Raw genomic sequence first — 17869 nt, 5'->3', positions numbered from 1 at the left:
TTTCAATATCCTCATTATCTCCAATTGTAGTGACTACCTTTATCCAACTTTATCCCGTTAGGCACTCCCCTCCTTCGGAGGGGCTGGGGGAGGTCTTTACAGCGCATTCAACACTTGTTCCTTAATCTGTTCCAACTCGTCTTTCATCTTAACTACGATGTTCTGCATCTCAGCTTGATTGCTCTTAGAACCAGTAGTATTGATTTCACGACCCATCTCTTGAGCAATGAAACCGAGCTTCTTGCCTACACCATGTCCACTCTCTTTCATCGTCTCACGGAAATATTTGAGGTGGTTAGCAAGTCTTTGCTTCTCTTCGTTGATGTCAAGTTTCTCTATGTAGTAAATCAATTCTTGTTCAAGACGATTTTTGTCATAGTCGACTTCGGGGATTTGTTTAAGACCATCGATAATCTTGTCTTTAATCTTAGGCACGCGTCCTTTCTCAAAAGGCTCTATGCTTTTAAGCAATTCAGCAATGTTATCAATCTTCTCAGTAAATTTCTTTTGAAGTGCTGCCCCTTCTTGTTTACGGAAATCTATAAGTCTTTCAACGGCGTCATTGATAGCCTGCTGTGCAACGTCCCATTCCTCCTCGTCCAACACCTCAACTTCAGTCTTTGTCGTTACGTCAGGTAAGCGGAGAAGAGTAGCGAACCAATTCTCTGGTTCAGGAATACCAGTATTGTCTGCGATGACTTTAATCTGTCTATAATAGTTTTCTACAAGTGCCGCATTGATAGGAGTAGCATCAACCGTTGCTTCCTTCTCTACCCATAATGAGAAGTCTACCTTACCGCGTTCCAGCTTTTGTGCAAGCATACGACGGATTTCCATTTCCTTTTCTCTGTAGAGGGGTGCGATGCGGGCAGATAGGTCGAGTGACTTACTATTAAGTGATTTCACTTCAACGTTGATTTTCTTTTCCTTGTAGGCTACAACTGCCTTGCCATAGCCTGTCATTGATAGTATCATGAGCTTTTCGCATTATTTTTCTGCAAATGTACAAAAAATGTGGAATAAAAAGAGTATATTTGCAAGTTATTTAGAACATAATTGTGTTTTATGACTTGTATATTAAATATTGATACGAGTACAAATGTGTGCTCTGTTGCAGTAAGTCAGGATGGAACTTGTATTTTCGATAAGCAAGATACGTTCGATCCTAAGCATAGAGAAAAGTTAGGAACGTTTGTAGACGAGGCGCTCGCCTTTATTGATGATAACGCCTTGACACTTGATGCGGTAGCCGTTAGTAGCGGACCAGGCTCATATACTGGTTTGCGTGTTGGTGTGTCTATGGCAAAGGGAATTTGTTATGGTCGTGGAGTAAAACTCGTAGCTATCCCTACACTCGAGCTTTTGGCAGTACCAGTACTGCTGCATCATGAAGAGATAGAGGAGGGAGCACTCCTTGTTCCTATGATAGATGCGCGTCGTATGGAGGTTTATTCTGCTGTCTATGACCGTGCTTTGAAGGAGGTTCGTGGTATTCAAGCAGATGTTGTCGACGAGAATACTTACAAAGAATACCTTGATCGAGGTCCTGTCTATTTCTTTGGAGATGGCGCAGAGAAGTGTATGGATGTTATTAATCATCCTAATGCACACTTGATTAAAGGTATTGATGCCTTGGCAAAGAATATGTTCCCTTTGGCAGAGAAGCGTATTGCACAAGAGAAATATGAGGATGTAGCATACTTTGTACCGTTCTATTTGAAAGATTTCGTTGCTAAGCAAGCTAAGCCTTTGCTATAGTATAGGTAACTATCTTAGGATAGTTCTCATCACTTACAATTAAACATTCATCACTCAATGAATATAGAAGGATTAGATTATAACACACAGCGAGAGAGACTCATACTACCACAGTATGGGCGAGAGATACAAAACATGGTAGATTATGCCATTGGCCTCCCTACAAAGGAAGAGCGTCAGCGGTGTGCAGAAACCATCATTTCCATTATGGATAGGATGAATGCCCAGAACCGTAGTAACTTTGATCACATGGAGAAGTTATGGGATCATCTGGCATTGATGGCAAACTTTGAGTTGGATATTGACTATCCTTGCGATGTGTCAGAGGCTTTGAAGATTGCTACTAAGCCAGAGCCAATGAGCTATCCGATGTCGAATATTCCTGTAAGACACTATGGAAAATTGTTGTTTGAAGCTTTTGAAGAGCTGAAGACAATGGAACCAGGGACTCGTCGGGATGCGTTCGTGCGTTCGGTTGCTAATCAGATGAAACGTAGTCTGATGCAGTGGGGACATGGAACCTGTGATGATGAGAAGATAGCTTCGGACCTTGCCCGCTTTACGGATGGTAAGATTCAGCTTGATCTTGATACATTCAAGTTTGAGAAAAGTAATGCGAGAGAGTTTGCCCAGCCTCGTAATAAGAAGAAAAAGTAAAATAGCGACACATGGAATCCTTTATCATAGAAGGTGGACATCGGCTGAGTGGCACGATTGCTCCACAAGGTGCAAAGAATGAAGCCTTGGAGGTGATTTGCGCAACCCTGTTGACAACAGAAGAAGTTATCATTCGCAATGTTCCTGATATTCTCGATGTGAACAATCTCATCAAGCTTTTACAGGACATTGGTGTGAAGGTTAAGAAGCTTGCCCCTAATGAATTCTCTTTCCAAGCAGACGAAGTAAACCTCGATTATTTAGAGAGTAGCGACTTTGTGAAGAAGTGCTCTTCTCTGCGTGGAAGTGTCTTGATGATTGGTCCATTGTTGGGCCGTTTTGGTAAGGCTACGATAGCTAAGCCAGGTGGTGACAAGATTGGTCGTCGTCGTTTGGACACCCACTTCCTTGGATTCAAGAATCTTGGTGCACACTTTGGGCGTGTTGAAGACCGTAATGTATATGAGATACAAGCTGATAAACTTGTTGGAACCTATATGCTATTAGATGAAGCGTCTGTTACGGGTACTGCCAATATTGTTATGGCAGCAGTGTTAGCAGAAGGAACAACAACTATTTATAACGCTGCTTGTGAGCCTTATATCCAGCAACTCTGTAAGATGCTTAATGCAATGGGAGCGAAGATTAGCGGTATTGCCAGCAACTTGATTACTATCGAGGGTGTGAAGGAATTGCATTCTGCTGACCATAGAATCCTGCCTGATATGATCGAGGTAGGCTCTTTCATTGGTATTGCTGCGATGATTGGTGATGGTGTTCGTATTAAGGAAGTGTCAGTTCCTAACTTGGGATTGATACTTGATACCTTCCGTCGACTCGGTGTACAGATTATCGAAGATGGTGATGACCTCCTTATTCCACGTCAGGACCACTATGTGATAGACTCTTTTATTGATGGAACGATTATGACTATCAGCGATGCTCCATGGCCAGGATTGACACCAGACCTGATCTCTGTGTTGCTCGTAGTTGCTACACAGGCACAGGGTAGTGTACTTTTCCACCAGAAGATGTTTGAGAGTCGCTTGTTCTTCGTGGATAAACTCATTGACATGGGTGCACAGATAATCCTCTGTGATCCCCACCGTGCCGTAGTTGTTGGTCATGATAATGCCAAGAAACTCCGTGCAGGTCGTATGTCAAGTCCTGATATTCGTGCCGGTATTGCACTGCTTATCGCAGCACTAACAGCACAGGGAACAAGCCGTATTGATAATATCGCACAGATTGACCGAGGATATGAGAACATTGAAGGACGTCTCAATGCCCTTGGTGCAAAGATTCAGCGAGCAGAGGTTTGTTAATCCCATCGTATCTAAAACCGCACTTTGAAAGAGTGTGTTGTGAATTTTAGATAAATAGGGTTGACCTATTCTCATAAAAGGGTTGACGTTTTCTTGCAAAAAGGTTGACCTTTTTCCTCAAAAGGTAGACGGTTTTAGGCGAAAGGGTCGACCGTTTTATTGAAAAAACAATTTAGTATTGAAATAAGTTGTAGTTTTATCAGTACTACTGATATAAGATGAAAAGATGATAAAGAAGGAAGAAGTCTATAAGATTGGGCGCATCGGGAAACCGCATGGCGTACACGGAGAGTTGCAGTTGCAGTTCTCCGATGACGTTTTTGATGTGGTAGATGCCGATTACCTGATATTGGACATTGACGGAATCCTTGTTCCTTTCTTTATGGAGGAATATCGGTTCCGTTCTGACGAGATAGCCCTGATGAAGTTTTGTGACATCAATAGCGATGCACAAGCACGCGAACTGACGGGATGTATTGTCTATTTCCCACATAAGTTGGCAGAAGAAGGGACAGATGATGTGTCATGGGCGCAGATTGTCGGTTATTCCTTGATAGATGAAGCAACGAATAATGTGATTGGCAAGATTGTTGCTGTAGATGAAACAACTGTCAATACGCTCTTTGAAGTGAGCACACCTGAAGGCGAGGAAATACTCATTCCTGCCAGTGATGAACTTATTGTTGCGACAGACATAGCGTCAAAGACGATTACGATGCGGATTCCAGCAGGACTGCTTGACCTCTGATTCGCGGTATAAACTAAAAGAATTAATGAAACAACAAATCTGTATATTAGGCTCAACAGGTAGCATTGGTACGCAAGCCCTTGATGTTATCAGTCAGCATCCTGACCTTTATGAGACTTATGCACTCACTGCTAATCATCGTTGGAAGGAACTTGCTGAGCAGGCTCGTCGCTTTAATCCTGCTGCGGTTGTCATTGCTGATGAGGTTTACTATGACGCTTTGACGCAAGAGTTAGCTGATATGCCTGACATAAAGGTATATGCAGGTAGTAAAGCTTTGGAGGACATCGTTGAGTCACCATCAATAGATATGGTACTTACAGCGATGGTTGGCTATTCGGGTCTTGCTCCAACAATCCATGCTATCAAAGCAAAGAAGAAGATATGTTTGGCAAACAAGGAGACACTTGTCGTAGCTGGCGAGTTGATTCTTCAGTTGGCTCAGCAGTATCACGTGCCTATCTTGCCTGTGGACAGCGAGCATAGTGCTATCTTCCAGAGTTTGGTTGGTGAGGACGAGAACGAGATTGAGAAGATTCTTCTCACTTGTTCTGGTGGACCATTCCGTACCTTTACCCATGAACAGTTGAAGTATGTTACTGCAGCCGATGCACTCAAACATCCAACATGGGATATGGGAGCGAAGATTACTATCGACTCTGCATCTTTGATGAACAAAGGTTTCGAGGTGATTGAGGCTAAATGGCTCTTTGGTGTACCTGCTGATAAAATACAAGTATTGGTTCATCCCCAATCTATTGTTCACAGTGCGGTACAGTTCTGTGATGGTGGTGTAAAGGCACAGTTAGGTGTTCCTGATATGAGATTACCTATCCAATATGCCTTTTCATTCCCACAACGTCTATCGTTAGACGGCGATAGGTTAGATCTTTTCCGTCAGCCATTAGAGTTCTTTGAGCCTGATGTGGAGAAGTTTAAGTGTCTTGCAATGGCATACGAAGCTATTAACAAGGGTGGCAATATGCCTTGTATTGTCAATGCAGCCAATGAGATTGTCAATGAAGGCTTCCGTAAGGGTGCTTGTAGTTTCTTGGCAATGGGCGACATCATTGAGAAGGCAATGCAAACTGTTGCTTTTGATAGCAATCCAGACTATGATGTATATGTGCAGACGGATGCTGAGGCACGCCGTGTAGCACTTGAGATTATGAATAATAAATAATGAATAGATAAATAATGGAAACATTTCTGATCAGATTGCTTCAGTTCATTCTGGCAATCTCTCTGCTTGTCCTGCTGCATGAAGGCGGACACATGTTCTTTGCGAAACTTTTTGGCGTTCGCGTTGAGAAGTTCTTCGTATTCTTCGATGTGGGCATCGGTAAGTGGAAAGGTAAACTTTTCAGTTGGAAACCTAAGAAAGACGATACGGAATATGGTATGGGTTGGTTGCCACTTGGTGGCTACTGCAAGATTTCTGGTATGATAGATGAAAGCTTTGATACCGACCAGATGAAGCAGGAACCACAACCATGGGAGTTCCGTACAAAGCCTGCTTGGCAGCGTCTTTTGATTATGATAGGTGGTGTGTTGGTCAACTTTGTCCTCGCTCTCTTCATTTATTCAATGGTGATGTTTGTATGGGGAGACAGCTATTTCAAGGTGTCTGACATGAGTATGGGTATGCGTTTCAATGCTGATGCAAAGGCTTTGGGATTCCATGACCATGACGTAATGTTGGGAACAGACCAAGGTCCTTTCCGTGAGTATGCGAATGTGAATGGTGATTTCTTCCGTCAGATAGCACAAGCAAAGCGTGTAGACGTATTGCGTAATGGCAAGAAACATAGTATTGCTCTGCCTGGCGATATGGATATGCTGCCAATGATTAAGACACGTCCTTTGTTTGCGGAGCCTTTCATTCCAGCGCAGGTGGATAGCGTGTTGGGTGATACACCAGCAGCGAAAGCAGGTATTAAGGCAGGCGACCTCATTAAGTCTATCAATGGAAAGCCTGTTGAGACATGGACAGATATGAATTATCAGACAGGTGTCTTGAGTGATGTCTTGGCAGTGAAGAATACGCATAAGGATTCTCTTGCAGTTCGTTCTGTTGTGCTGACTGTTCAGCATAAGGGCGCAGCAAAGCTCGATACATTAAAACTTATGTTGACACCTGATTTGAAGTTGGGTGTTTTACAGTCAACATTGGCAAGTTATTATAAGCCTGTACAGGAGGAATACTCCTTCTTTGAGAGTTTCCCTGCAGGTATAAAGCATGGTTGGAATGTATTACGTGGCTATGTTGGTAACTTCCGTTACCTTGCTTCAGCTGACGGTGCAAAGAGTATAGGCGGCTTCGGAGCTATCGGTAGTCTCTTCCCTCCATTCTGGGACTGGTATATGTTCTGGTCAATGACTGCCTTCTTGAGTATCATGCTTGCCTTCATGAACATTCTTCCTATCCCTGCTTTGGATGGTGGTCATGTGGTATTCCTTCTCTATGAAATGATTACTCGTCGTAAACCGTCAGAGAAGTTTATGGTACGTGCGGAGTATGTTGGTATAACCATCCTAATCCTCCTTATGATATTTGCCAACCTCAACGACATTCTTCGTTGGTTGCATATTATGTAAGAACAAGTTTTCTTTAATGGACTTAGTTCTATCGAATAGTCCGTTAATAGTATCTTAATACGAAGTCACGCAATACAAGCTATAGCAAGTATTGCGTGATTTTTGTTTATTCTTGTCGCTTATTTATAAAGGTTTAGCAGTTTTCTCTCCCTTTCTTGCAGTTCTATGTACAGTAGGATACTCGTTTCTATACTACATGTTGTTCATGTGTTGAGGCTCCGCACTAATGGTGCTAAGCATGAACACCAAAGGTGCTAAGCCTTAACACAATAATAAAAGATGGTTATAAAGCTCTATGACAAGCGTTATTAGGTGCGATATGCACTAATGTTTAACTGGTATAATGAGGTCTCATTCGATACTGCTGTGGCTTAATACGAAATTACGCAACACCTACCACGGTAGATATTGCGTAATTCTTTATTGTGACCATAATGTAGTATAGAAGAAGACATTTAGCAATAGCACTTACAAATATTGTGTTCTCACTCCTTCTCACATTATAGGGTGGTTGCAGATGAGACTTTCTTAATAAAGTAAGACTAACCCAGCAATTCCTGCATAACATATCATGCGGATAGGATTAATCTTTAACCACATCGTACCAACAAAGGTTGCAGCAAAGAGGAACAAGCTAATCCAAAATTGCCAAGGGTTTACACTTGGTGCAGAAAAGTTCTCAGTATTACATAATAATAAGGTGGCAGCTGCTAATAGACCCACTACTACAGGGCGTAGACCTGCAAAGACTGATTGTACAACAGGTGTGTTCATATACTTGAGGAACATCTTACTGATAAGAATCATTATTATCAACGATGGAAGTACAAGGGCTATGGTGGCGGTGAGACTACCCAATACTGCCATACCTGCGCCAAAGCCTGCATTATGTACAGCTGTATAACCGCAATAGGTAGCAGAGTTTATACCAATAGGGCCGGGTGTCATTTGTGATACTGCAACGATGTTTGTGAACTCAGCAGAGCTAAGCCAATGATGGTTCACAACCGTTTCTGTTTGTATCAGTGATAACATTCCATATCCTCCACCGAATCCAAAGAGTCCGATGATAAAGAAAGTGTAGAAAAGTTCTAAGTATATCATGTTGTTATTTCTCTTATTAGTCTGTTCTTAGTGTGCTGTTTTCCCGAAATTATCCCATTCGTCTCTCTCTTCCTTCGAAACTTTCGTTTGCTATTTCTCTTGCGAAGTTATATCCCGTTAGGCTCTCCCCTCCTTTGGAGGGGCTGGGGGAGGTTTTCTTATTCCGTCGGTTTAATAAACTTCCCATAAAGGAATCCACCTAATCCTGCAGCAAGAATGGCGTAAACAGGATTGACACCTAACAGCCAAATGGCAATGGCGGTGACAATAGGAATCCAACAGTTTGCCAATGATATTTTAGCACTTTTAGCCAATGTGAAGGTTGGTACAGCTATCAAGGCAACCACTGCGGGGCGTATTCCGCGGAACATTGCTGCCACCCATGGGATGTCCATAAACTGATGGAAGAAGAGAGCTATACAAAGAATGATGAGGAATGAGGGGAGGATAGCTCCTAAACAAGTTACGAGTGCACCCGGTGTCTTTCGCATCTTATATCCTACAAAGACACTGATGTTTGCAGCAAGGACACCAGGACAGCTTTGTGCAACAGCTATCAGGTCAACAAACTGGTCTTCGGGAATCCACTTTTTCTTCACTACTACCTCATTTTGAATGATTGATATCATAGCATAGCCACCGCCAAGTGTAAAGGCTCCAATCTTAAAGAAGGTTTTGAAGGCTTCCCAGTAGAATCCTTTGGGTGTTGGATATTGAGTGTTGGGTGTTGATGAAATGTTATCTTTGTCCACTGTGTCTTGTTATTTATAGTGAAATCAATGTTTGAGAGCTACGGACGCCCCCATCTGTTCACATATACCTATTAGGTAATATTACTCAGATGAGGGCGTTTCTCAGTATAGTCTATATATAAAGGTGTGCTAATCTATTACACCTTCAATAGGGGAGAGGTAAACTTTACAGTTTGCTTTCAACCCACTTGCGAGCATTTACAAATGCCTCAATCCATGGTGTAACCTCGTCCTGACTACGCTCACGTGGATAGTAAGCCTGCTGCCATGGGAAGATAGCACGCTCCAAGTGTGGCATCATTGCAAGGTGACGACCGTCTGCAGAGCAGATACCTGCTACATTGTAGTCAGAGCCGTTAGGGTTACCAGGATATTCAGCGTAGTTGTATTTAGCGATGACATTGTACTTATCTTCTGCCTCTGGGAGGTAGAAACGACCCTCGCCGTGTGCTACCCAGATACCGAGTTTGTTGCCACTCAAAGAACTGAACATTACACTATTGTTCTGTGGAATGGTCAAGTTTAAGAATGAACTCTCAAACTTCTTGCTGGTATTGTGGCAGAGGTGAGCACGATGCTTGTGCTCTGGGTTGATAAGGTTCAACTCAACCATCAACTGACAACCGTTACAGATACCCAATGAAAGTGTATCTTCGCGTGCATAGAAGCGGTCGAGTGCCTGCTTAGCCTTTGGATTATAGAGGAAAGCACCAGCCCATCCCTTTGCAGAACCGAGTACGTCAGAGTTTGAGAAACCACCGCAGAAGACAATCATATTTACTTCTTCCAAAGTCTCACGACCAGTGATAAGGTCGGTCATCATAACATCCTTCACCTCAAAGCCTGCCAAATAGAGTGCATAAGCCATCTCACGCTCACCATTGGTACCCTTCTCACGAATGATAGCTGCCTTTGGTGTTTGGTGATGGGTGTTAGGTGTTGAAGTCTTCCAACGGTCTGCATCGAGGCCATACTGCTGAAGTGTACCGGTGAAGTCAGCATTAAACTTCATCTCGATTGGCTGCTTCTTATAGTTCTGAGCACGCTTCTTAGCCATGCCGTTCATACTTTGTTTGCGGTCGAGCAGGTAAGATGTCTTATACCATGTTTCACGCATTGCATCAATATCGAACGCTACCTTCCAATCACCATCAGCAATACTGAGCGTGCGTTTGTCTGGACTTGGTGTACCGATACGGGCAAAGCCGATGCAGTTCTCCGTTAAGAACTCCTTAACTTCTTCCTTATGTTCATCAGCAACCTGAATAACTACACCCGGATTCTCTGCAAAAAGCTTCTTGATTACATCGTCACCCTTGATGTCATGGAGGTTGATATGCAAACCACCTTCAGCATTCGCAAAGGTCATTTCAAGCAATGTTGTAATCAAACCACCTGCTGAAATGTCGTGTCCAGCAAGTATCCATCCACGACGAATCATCTCCTGTACAGCATCGAAACAGTCGCAGAAATACTGTGGTTCTTTCACGGTTGGAACGTCACTACCAATCTTGCCGAGGCTCTGTGCAAAGGCTGAACCACCTAAACGCTGCTCGTCAAAACTGAAATCGATATGATAGAGGCGTGTGTTCTTATCATTAACAAGTACTGGAGAAACCACCTGACGAACATCGCTTACCTCACCACCACTGGTCACAATGACGGTTCCTGTAGAGATAATCTTATCTCCATTAGGATATTGCTGGGTCAGAGAAAGTGAATCCTTACCTGTTGGAACGTTCACACCGATAGCACAGCAGAAGTCTGATAATGCCTTAACCGCACTATAAAGACGTGCATCCTCACCCTTCTGTGAGCGACAAGGCCACATCCAGTTGGCTGAAAGACTCAGGCTATCCATGCCATCTGCCAATGGTGCCCATACGATGTTGGTCAATGACTCGGCTACTGAAAGGACTGAGCCTGCCTCTGGTGATGCGAGTCCTGCCTGTGGAGCGTGACCAAGTGCGGTCGCAATACCCTTATGACCACGATAGTCTAAGGCTACAACACCACAGTCAGAGAGTGGCAACTGAATCTCACCCTGACACTGCTGACGGGCAACCTTACCTGTAACAGAGCGGTCAACCTTATTCGTCAACCAATCCTTACATGCCACAGCTTCCAACTGAAGCACCCGCTGGAGGTATTCCTCCACCTTATTTATACTATAAGATACATTCTCATATTTGCGCTCAACGGTCTCATCCTTCATGATTGTCTTTGGAGAATGACCGAACATCTGTGCTACGTCTAAGTCGAATGGCTTTACACCATCGCCCTGTACGAATGCGAAGTGGGCATCACCTGTAGTTTCACCAACAACATACATTGGAGCACGCTCACGCTCAGCAATCTTCTTCACGTGGTCGAGGTGCTTCTCGTCAATGAGCAAGCCCATGCGCTCCTGTGATTCGTTGGCGATGATTTCCTTGGCACTCAAGGTCTTGTCACCAATTGGTAACTGTGTCATATCAATCTTACCACCACATTCTTCAACTAACTCGCTAAGACAATTTAGGTGTCCTGCAGAACCGTGGTCGTGGATAGATACAACTGGGTTGTTGTCCTCTTCTACCAATGCACGCACAAGGTTGTAGGCACGTTTCTGCATCTCTGGGTTAGCACGCTGTATGGCATTCAACTCAATACCATTTGAGTAACGACCCGTATCAACTGATGATACTGAACCACCACCAAGTCCGATACGGTAGTTATCGCCACCAACGACAACTACCTTGTTACCAGCCTGTGGTTCACCCTTCAGACAGTCGCGCTTGGTACCATAACCAACGCCACCAGCAAGCATAATTACCTTATCGTAAGCATACTTCTCACCATTCTCTTGATGTTCAAATGTGAGTAGTGAACCGGTAATTAAAGGCTGACCAAACTTGTTACCGAAATCGCTCGCACCATTAGATGCCTTGATAAGAATCTGCTCTGGAGTCTGGTAGAGCCACTGACGGACAGGAAGGATGTCTTCCCAATCACGTAAGGCTGGAGTTGTACCGTCATCTTCTGTCAGACGAGGGTAAGCGGTCATATAGACTGCTGTTCCTGCGATTGGCCATGAACCAACGCCACCGCCCATACGGTCGCGAATCTCACCACCCGTACCTGTTGCGGCGCCATTGAATGGCTCAACGGTAGTTGGGAAGTTGTGAGTTTCAGCTTTCAGAGAGATAACACTCTCGATAGGCTTTACTCGGAAAAAGTCAGATGTGCTCTGGTTTGCTGGTGCAAACTGTTCAACCTCTGGACCTTGTGCGAAAGCTACGTTGTCTTTATAGGCTGAAAGAATCTTACCAGGATTCTCTTTTGTAGTCTTCTTGATGAGACTGAAGAGACTGCTCTCCATCACCTTGCCATCAATGACGAACTCTCCACCGAAAATCTTATGGCGGCAATGCTCAGAGTTAATTTGGGCGAAACCAAAGATTTCAGAGTCGGTGAGTGGGCGGCCATTCTGCTTCTCAATCTTGTGGAGATATTCCATCTCCTCTGGTGAGAGTGCCAAACCTTCTTCTTCGTTGAACTTCTCCAAGACCTCCACACGCTTGATAGGCTCTGGCTCGTGGTTGACAGTGAAGATAGTCTGGTCAAGACCATCATACATACGTTGCAACATCGGGTCATAATCAGCCTCTTTGCTGCTTACAGGGAAGTACTCCTCTATACGCAAAATGCCGTCAAGACTCATGTTTTGAGTAATCTCGACGGCATTCGTACTCCAAGGAGTAATCATCTCACGGCGTGGTCCCACATAGTAGCCCTGCAGTGTCTGTTCGTTCTGCAAGTAGGTGGCATCGCCATAGAGCCAACAAAGTTCGTTGATTTCCGCGTCGGACAATGCATGATTGACTTCTGTGGCAATCACGCTTTTGGACTGAGTTCTGAAGAAAAGAATCATAGTCTTTATATAAAATTTGGTGTTACTTCTGTTTGCAAAGATACGATATTCTTTGGATATACTGCCCTTTTGTCCAGTGTTTTTTAGTCTTCTTAGGTATTATAAATAATCAGACTCGTTTTTGTCTGCTTTATTTTGCTAAAGTGGTATTTGTTGACTTGAATTTCTTTTCATGAAAATAAATATTTCTTGTCGTGAAGAAAAATATTTTTTTTCATGAAAATAATTTCTTTCTTTCATGAAAATAATTTAGGAATGGTGGTGTATTTTGGACTTGCAGAAGGTGTTTTTGTATAGTAGAAATTGTTGAAACGATGATTAAATTGGCTTATTATAGGACTTGTCCGTATTTTGTCTATCAACAGTTTATTCTGTATAATTTCATCAAAAAAGCCTTGCTATTTGATTGTTTTAGGTTAAAAATGCCTAAACTCGTTATACAACCCTTTGTTTTACACGTCTTTATAATATCTTTGCATGAGATTGCTGCATTATAGAGAAGGAAATGGATTTTTAGAGAGAGGTCGCTATTATTATTAAGGTGGCACCTTCGAGGATATAAGAACAAATTTCTTTCGAGTTGTGTGAAAAGATTTATTACAAATAAGAATAATAACCAAAATAAAATAGTAAATATGAAAAAGAGTCTTTTTATGGTGGCTTTAGCAGTTGGTACACTTGCTTTTAGTAGCTGTGCCAGCAAGAAGGATTTGGAAGATTGCCGTACACAGAATAATCAGTTGACGGCTGACTATCAAAATGCTAAGGAGACTATCGCTGCTAACAATGCACGAATTAAGAGTTTGGAGGACCAATTAGCACAGGCAAGAGAGAGTGCTGCTGCGTTGCAGGGTAGTCTTGATAACAGTTTGAGAAATGCCAATTCAAACAATATCAACATTTCTAAGCTTGTTGATCAGATTAATGAGAGTAATCAGTATATCCGTCACTTGGTTGAGGTGAAGTCTAAGAGCGACTCACTGAATATGGTGTTGACAAACAATCTTACCCGTTCTTTGAGCCGTGAGGAGTTGAAGGAGGTTGATGTACAGGTTCTGAAGGGTGTTGTTTATATCTCTTTGGCTGATAATATGCTGTATAAGAGTGGATCTTATGAGGTGAATGATCGTGCTGAACAGACGTTGAGTAAGATTGCTAAGATTATCACTGATTATAAAGATTATGATGTGCTAATCGAGGGTAATACGGATAATGTGCCTATTAATACGGCAAATGATAAGATGAGAAATATCCGTAATAACTGGGATCTCTCTTGTTTACGTGCTGCTTCTGTTGTACAGTATCTGCAAGATCGCTTCGGTGTTAATCCTAAGCGTTTGACTGCTGGTGGTCGTGGTGAGTATAACCCACTTGCAACGAATGATACGGAGTTAGGTAAGCAGCGTAACCGTCGTACTCAGATTATCATTACTCCTAAACTTGACCAGTTCATGGATCTCATTGGTGAAGCTCCAGAAACGAAGGCTGCAAAGTAACTTGTTGATGAGTAAAAACGTTTTTATTCGGAATACTCCTGTAACGCCCATGGCTATATAAAATTGGTTGTTGGTTACACTTTCCAGATATGTGTTTTGTTCCTGTGGTAAGTGTTTTAGGAGAAACAATGTGGTATTTACTGCATTGATAGAAACGAAAACGTTGATTAAATATGAATCTGTATCTTGTCTATATCATATTGACAAGGTGCAGATTTTTTCTTTATATATAATATGGTTCTACTGTAATTAGTGTGAGTTAACATATGTCTAGACCACCATAGAAGAATAGAATCGCTATCCGATAGCGTTCGGCAGTACCATATCCTCTGCCGATGGTCTTGATTTCTTTATACTGACTATAAAGATACGAATTTCGTGCCGCTTAATGCGGGATACGGCATGTTAATTCACACTAAATCCCGCAGAACCTATAATATAAGGTTTGTATATGGATGTTACTTTTATGATTTTAGCTACATTGGTAGCTGTCGAACACATATATATAATGTGTCTTGAAACGATATTTACTAAATCGGAAACTACTGCGCGTACATTCAATATGGAAGTGGAGGAATTAAGTCGCCCAATTGTATCTACGTTATTTAAGAATCAAGGTGTCTATAATCTTTTATTGGCAGTGCTGATTTTAATAGCAGTTTGGGTTACGAATGATTTATTTTGGACACGTTGTTTTTTATTATATGTAACATTGGTGGCTATTTATGGCGGTATTACAAGTAGTCCGACTATTATTTTAAAGCAGGGTGCGCCAGCTTTGGTGGCATTAATATATAGTTTTGTTCTATTGTAGGTATTTGTTGTTTTGGCTAAAATTGAAACTTCCCTTGTTTTCGATTTTGCGTTTAAGGGGCTATTCCTTGTTTTATGGCTTTGTAGTGCTATTTTTGTTTTTATGGCTTCCTGAGCTGCGGTAGGGGTGTGTTTGGTGCCGTTTTGGTTGATTTGCGTCAAGGTTTTGATTGATTTTTAAGTTTTTTGAAAAATATTCTTCAAAACATTTGGAGGGAACGGAAATTCTGTATACCTTTGCACTCGCTTTACAAAACAAGCCACCCGGCAAGTTACTTAAAGCAGTAAAGAAAGAGTTCTTTGAAAAGATTTACATAAACAGAGAAGTAGTACAAGAAGCGTCTGTTTGGTTTTATATCAAATGGATGGGTAAAAGAAACGAACCGATCAATTCGTTGTCCCTACTTTTGAGGCACCGCCTCAAAACTAAAGGAACAAAAGAAAAGGTGCTTTTTACTTGATACTTTTAGGATAAGCGTTCTGAAACAGAGATTACTCGGTGGAGTGCTTAGGTTAACATGGTATCCATTATCATTTATCACCTATCACTTATCACCAACACATATTTTACAATGGAGAGTTTGATCCTGGCTCAGGATGAACGCTAGCTACAGGCTTAACACATGCAAGTCGAGGGGAAACGGCATTTAGTGCTTGCACTGAATGGACGTCGACCGGCGCACGGGTGAGTAACGCGTATCCAACCTACCCATTACTGTGGGATAACCTGCCGAAAGGCAGACTAATACCGCATAGTCTTCGATGACGGCATCAGATTTGAAGTAAAGATTTATCGGTAATGGATGGGGATGCGTCTGATTAGCTTGTTGGCGGGGTAACGGCCCACCAAGGCGACGATCAGTAGGGGTTCTGAGAGGAAGGTCCCCCACATTGGAACTGAGACACGGTCCAAACTCCTACGGGAGGCAGCAGTGAGGAATATTGGTCAATGGGCGAGAGCCTGAACCAGCCAAGTAGCGTGCAGGATGACGGCCCTATGGGTTGTAAACTGCTTTTGTATGGGGATAAAGTCAATCACGTGTGATTGTTTGCAGGTACCATACGAATAAGGACCGGCTAATTCCGTGCCAGCAGCCGCGGTAATACGGAAGGTCCGGGCGTTATCCGGATTTATTGGGTTTAAAGGGAGCGTAGGCCGGAGATTAAGTGTGTTGTGAAATGTAGACGCTCAACGTCTGACTTGCAGCGCATACTGGTTTCCTTGAGTACGCACAACGTTGGCGGAATTCGTCGTGTAGCGGTGAAATGCTTAGATATGACGAAGAACTCCGATTGCGAAGGCAGCTGACGGGAGCGCAACTGACGCTTAAGCTCGAAGGTGCGGGTATCGAACAGGATTAGATACCCTGGTAGTCCGCACAGTAAACGATGGATGCCCGCTGTTGGTACCTGGTATCAGCGGCTAAGCGAAAGCATTAAGCATCCCACCTGGGGAGTACGCCGGCAACGGTGAAACTCAAAGGAATTGACGGGGGCCCGCACAAGCGGAGGAACATGTGGTTTAATTCGATGATACGCGAGGAACCTTACCCGGGCTTGAATTGCAGAGGAAGGATTTAGAGATAATGACGCCCTTCGGGGCCTCTGTGAAGGTGCTGCATGGTTGTCGTCAGCTCGTGCCGTGAGGTGTCGGCTTAAGTGCCATAACGAGCGCAACCCCTCTCTTCAGTTGCCATCAGGTAATGCTGGGCACTCTGGAGACACTGCCACCGTAAGGTGTGAGGAAGGTGGGGATGACGTCAAATCAGCACGGCCCTTACGTCCGGGGCTACACACGTGTTACAATGGCCGGTACAGAGGGATGGTGTAATGCAAATTGCATCAAATCTTGAAAGCCGGTCCCAGTTCGGACTGGGGTCTGCAACCCGACCCCACGAAGCTGGATTCGCTAGTAATCGCGCATCAGCCATGGCGCGGTGAATACGTTCCCGGGCCTTGTACACACCGCCCGTCAAGCCATGAAAGCCGGGGGTGCCTGAAGTCCGTGACCGCAAGGATCGGCCTAGGGCAAAACTGGTGATTGGGGCTAAGTCGTAACAAGGTAGCCGTACCGGAAGGTGCGGCTGGAACACCTCCTTTCTGGAGAGTTCGCTTATTAGTTGATTTAGTTGATAAGTATTTAAGTATACATGTTAACAAGTTAACGGTAATCAAGAAAATAAAAGAACCTTTGGTTCGTTTTCTTCTTGTACTCACTGATACTGTTTTAAGAATAAGAGAAAGGAAGTCTGGCATGAATAGCCGAAGTGATTTCTTCCAACTCAGTCCTATAGCTCAGTTGGTTAGAGCGCCACACTGATAATGTGGAGGTCGGCAGTTCAAGTCTGCCTGGGACTACACATAGATTAAGTCAAATGTGTAACAGGCTGAATATCCTTTAATCCTTTTCTCTATCCCTTGGGGGATTAGCTCAGTTGGCTAGAGCACCTGCTTTGCAAGCAGGGGGTCAACGGTTCGAATCCGTTATTCTCCACTTCGCTGTTCCATGCTTCTGAGGCACTGCCTCAGAATACAAAGAGTAACAGCACAAGATCTTTGACATATTGACACAAGCAAGACTGTAAGTAGAACTAATATTCCTTATTATATAGGAAGAATTAGTATTCTCATTCATGAAGATTAATCTTCATAATGTTTAGAATCATACAACAGCTGAAAGTATGAGCTACATTCTTTGTAATTAA

12 protein-coding genes, 2 tRNA genes and 1 rRNA gene are annotated in these 17869 nt (G+C 43.2%); 11 read left to right on the top strand and 4 right to left on the bottom strand.

What is annotated here, in order from left to right; genetic code table 11:
- Positions 1-96 precede the first annotated feature (96 nt).
- A complete protein-coding gene (locus AXF23_RS08390; protein WP_107624972.1) occupies positions 97-975 on the bottom strand; it encodes a YicC/YloC family endoribonuclease in 879 nt (292 codons plus the stop codon).
- A 90-nt stretch (positions 976-1065) separates the two neighbouring features.
- Here AXF23_RS08390 and tsaB point away from each other — a divergent pair, with 90 nt between their 5' ends.
- From tsaB to rseP, 6 genes are all read left to right on the top strand, one after another.
- The gene (gene tsaB / locus AXF23_RS08385; protein ID WP_107624971.1) at positions 1066-1758 is read left to right on the top strand and encodes a tRNA (adenosine(37)-N6)-threonylcarbamoyltransferase complex dimerization subunit type 1 TsaB; all 693 of its coding nucleotides are present in this window, start codon (positions 1066-1068) and stop codon (positions 1756-1758) included.
- 57 nt (positions 1759-1815) lie between these two features.
- Positions 1816-2415 carry a DUF4290 domain-containing protein gene (locus AXF23_RS08380; protein WP_107624970.1) on the top strand — a complete coding sequence of 200 codons (600 nt, stop codon included), beginning with the start codon at positions 1816-1818 and terminating at the stop codon, positions 2413-2415.
- Positions 2416-2426: 11 nt separating this feature from the next.
- On the top strand, positions 2427-3740 hold the full coding sequence (gene murA, locus AXF23_RS08375; RefSeq protein ID WP_107624969.1) for a UDP-N-acetylglucosamine 1-carboxyvinyltransferase: 1314 nt from the start codon (positions 2427-2429) through the stop codon (positions 3738-3740).
- 226 nt (positions 3741-3966) lie between these two features.
- Positions 3967-4488: a ribosome maturation factor RimM gene (rimM, locus tag AXF23_RS08370; RefSeq protein ID WP_107624968.1), complete on the top strand. Its 522-nt coding sequence runs from the start codon at positions 3967-3969 to the stop codon at positions 4486-4488.
- A 25-nt stretch (positions 4489-4513) separates the two neighbouring features.
- Entirely contained in the window at positions 4514-5671 is a 1158-nt protein-coding gene (locus AXF23_RS08365) for a 1-deoxy-D-xylulose-5-phosphate reductoisomerase (protein ID WP_107624967.1), read from the top strand.
- Positions 5672-5685: 14 nt separating this feature from the next.
- Complete coding sequence (gene rseP / locus AXF23_RS08360; RefSeq protein WP_107624966.1) at positions 5686-7086, top strand: RIP metalloprotease RseP; 1401 nt, start codon at positions 5686-5688, stop codon at positions 7084-7086.
- Between the two features lie 528 nt (positions 7087-7614).
- Here rseP and AXF23_RS08355 read toward each other — a convergent pair.
- The 3 genes from AXF23_RS08355 to purL all read right to left on the bottom strand — a co-directional run bounded on the left by AXF23_RS08355 (position 7615) and on the right by purL (position 12855).
- On the bottom strand, positions 7615-8190 hold the full coding sequence (locus AXF23_RS08355) for a chromate transporter (RefSeq protein ID WP_107624965.1): 576 nt from the start codon (positions 8188-8190) through the stop codon (positions 7615-7617).
- A gap of 158 nt (positions 8191-8348) precedes the next feature.
- Positions 8349-8942 (bottom strand): chromate transporter, encoded by a 594-nt coding sequence (locus tag AXF23_RS08350; RefSeq protein WP_107624964.1) that lies wholly within the window; start codon positions 8940-8942, stop codon positions 8349-8351.
- Positions 8943-9108: 166 nt separating this feature from the next.
- Positions 9109-12855 (bottom strand): phosphoribosylformylglycinamidine synthase, encoded by a 3747-nt coding sequence (gene purL, locus AXF23_RS08345; protein ID WP_107624963.1) that lies wholly within the window; start codon positions 12853-12855, stop codon positions 9109-9111.
- 635 nt (positions 12856-13490) lie between these two features.
- On the opposite strand from purL, the gene AXF23_RS08340 reads away from it, so the two are divergent.
- The 5 genes from AXF23_RS08340 to AXF23_RS08315 all read left to right on the top strand — a co-directional run bounded on the left by AXF23_RS08340 (position 13491) and on the right by AXF23_RS08315 (position 17658).
- Positions 13491-14351 (top strand): OmpA family protein, encoded by an 861-nt coding sequence (locus tag AXF23_RS08340; protein ID WP_107624962.1) that lies wholly within the window; start codon positions 13491-13493, stop codon positions 14349-14351.
- 451 nt (positions 14352-14802) lie between these two features.
- A complete protein-coding gene (locus AXF23_RS08335; RefSeq protein ID WP_107624961.1) occupies positions 14803-15165 on the top strand; it encodes a DUF1304 domain-containing protein in 363 nt (120 codons plus the stop codon).
- Positions 15166-15733: 568 nt separating this feature from the next.
- Positions 15734-17264: ribosomal RNA gene (locus AXF23_RS08325) — 16S ribosomal RNA — on the top strand.
- 184 nt (positions 17265-17448) lie between these two features.
- Positions 17449-17522, top strand: a tRNA-Ile gene (locus tag AXF23_RS08320).
- Positions 17523-17584: 62 nt separating this feature from the next.
- Positions 17585-17658, top strand: a tRNA-Ala gene (locus AXF23_RS08315).
- The last annotated feature ends 211 nt before the right edge of the window (positions 17659-17869 follow it).

Source organism: Prevotella sp. oral taxon 313, from assembly GCF_003043935.1.
GTDB lineage: Bacteria > Bacteroidota > Bacteroidia > Bacteroidales > Bacteroidaceae > Prevotella > Prevotella jejuni.
The sequence above is the reverse complement of the archived record's forward strand: the minus strand, read 5'-3'. Positions and strand labels throughout refer to the sequence as shown.

Excerpts from the sequence above, each read along its gene's own strand:
- AXF23_RS08390 (WP_107624972.1), bottom strand. The coding sequence starts at position 975 with ATGATACTATCAATGACAGGCTATGGCAAGGCAGTTGTAGCCTACAAG.
- tsaB (WP_107624971.1), top strand. The coding sequence starts at position 1,066 with ATGACTTGTATATTAAATATTGATACGAGTACAAATGTGTGCTCTGTT.
- AXF23_RS08380 (WP_107624970.1), top strand. The coding sequence starts at position 1,816 with ATGAATATAGAAGGATTAGATTATAACACACAGCGAGAGAGACTCATA.
- murA (WP_107624969.1), top strand. The coding sequence starts at position 2,427 with ATGGAATCCTTTATCATAGAAGGTGGACATCGGCTGAGTGGCACGATT.
- rimM (WP_107624968.1), top strand. The coding sequence starts at position 3,967 with ATGATAAAGAAGGAAGAAGTCTATAAGATTGGGCGCATCGGGAAACCG.
- AXF23_RS08365 (WP_107624967.1), top strand. The coding sequence starts at position 4,514 with ATGAAACAACAAATCTGTATATTAGGCTCAACAGGTAGCATTGGTACG.
- rseP (WP_107624966.1), top strand. The coding sequence starts at position 5,686 with ATGGAAACATTTCTGATCAGATTGCTTCAGTTCATTCTGGCAATCTCT.
- AXF23_RS08355 (WP_107624965.1), bottom strand. The coding sequence starts at position 8,190 with ATGATATACTTAGAACTTTTCTACACTTTCTTTATCATCGGACTCTTT.
- purL (WP_107624963.1), bottom strand. The coding sequence starts at position 12,855 with ATGATTCTTTTCTTCAGAACTCAGTCCAAAAGCGTGATTGCCACAGAA.
- AXF23_RS08340 (WP_107624962.1), top strand. The coding sequence starts at position 13,491 with ATGAAAAAGAGTCTTTTTATGGTGGCTTTAGCAGTTGGTACACTTGCT.
- AXF23_RS08335 (WP_107624961.1), top strand. The coding sequence starts at position 14,803 with ATGGATGTTACTTTTATGATTTTAGCTACATTGGTAGCTGTCGAACAC.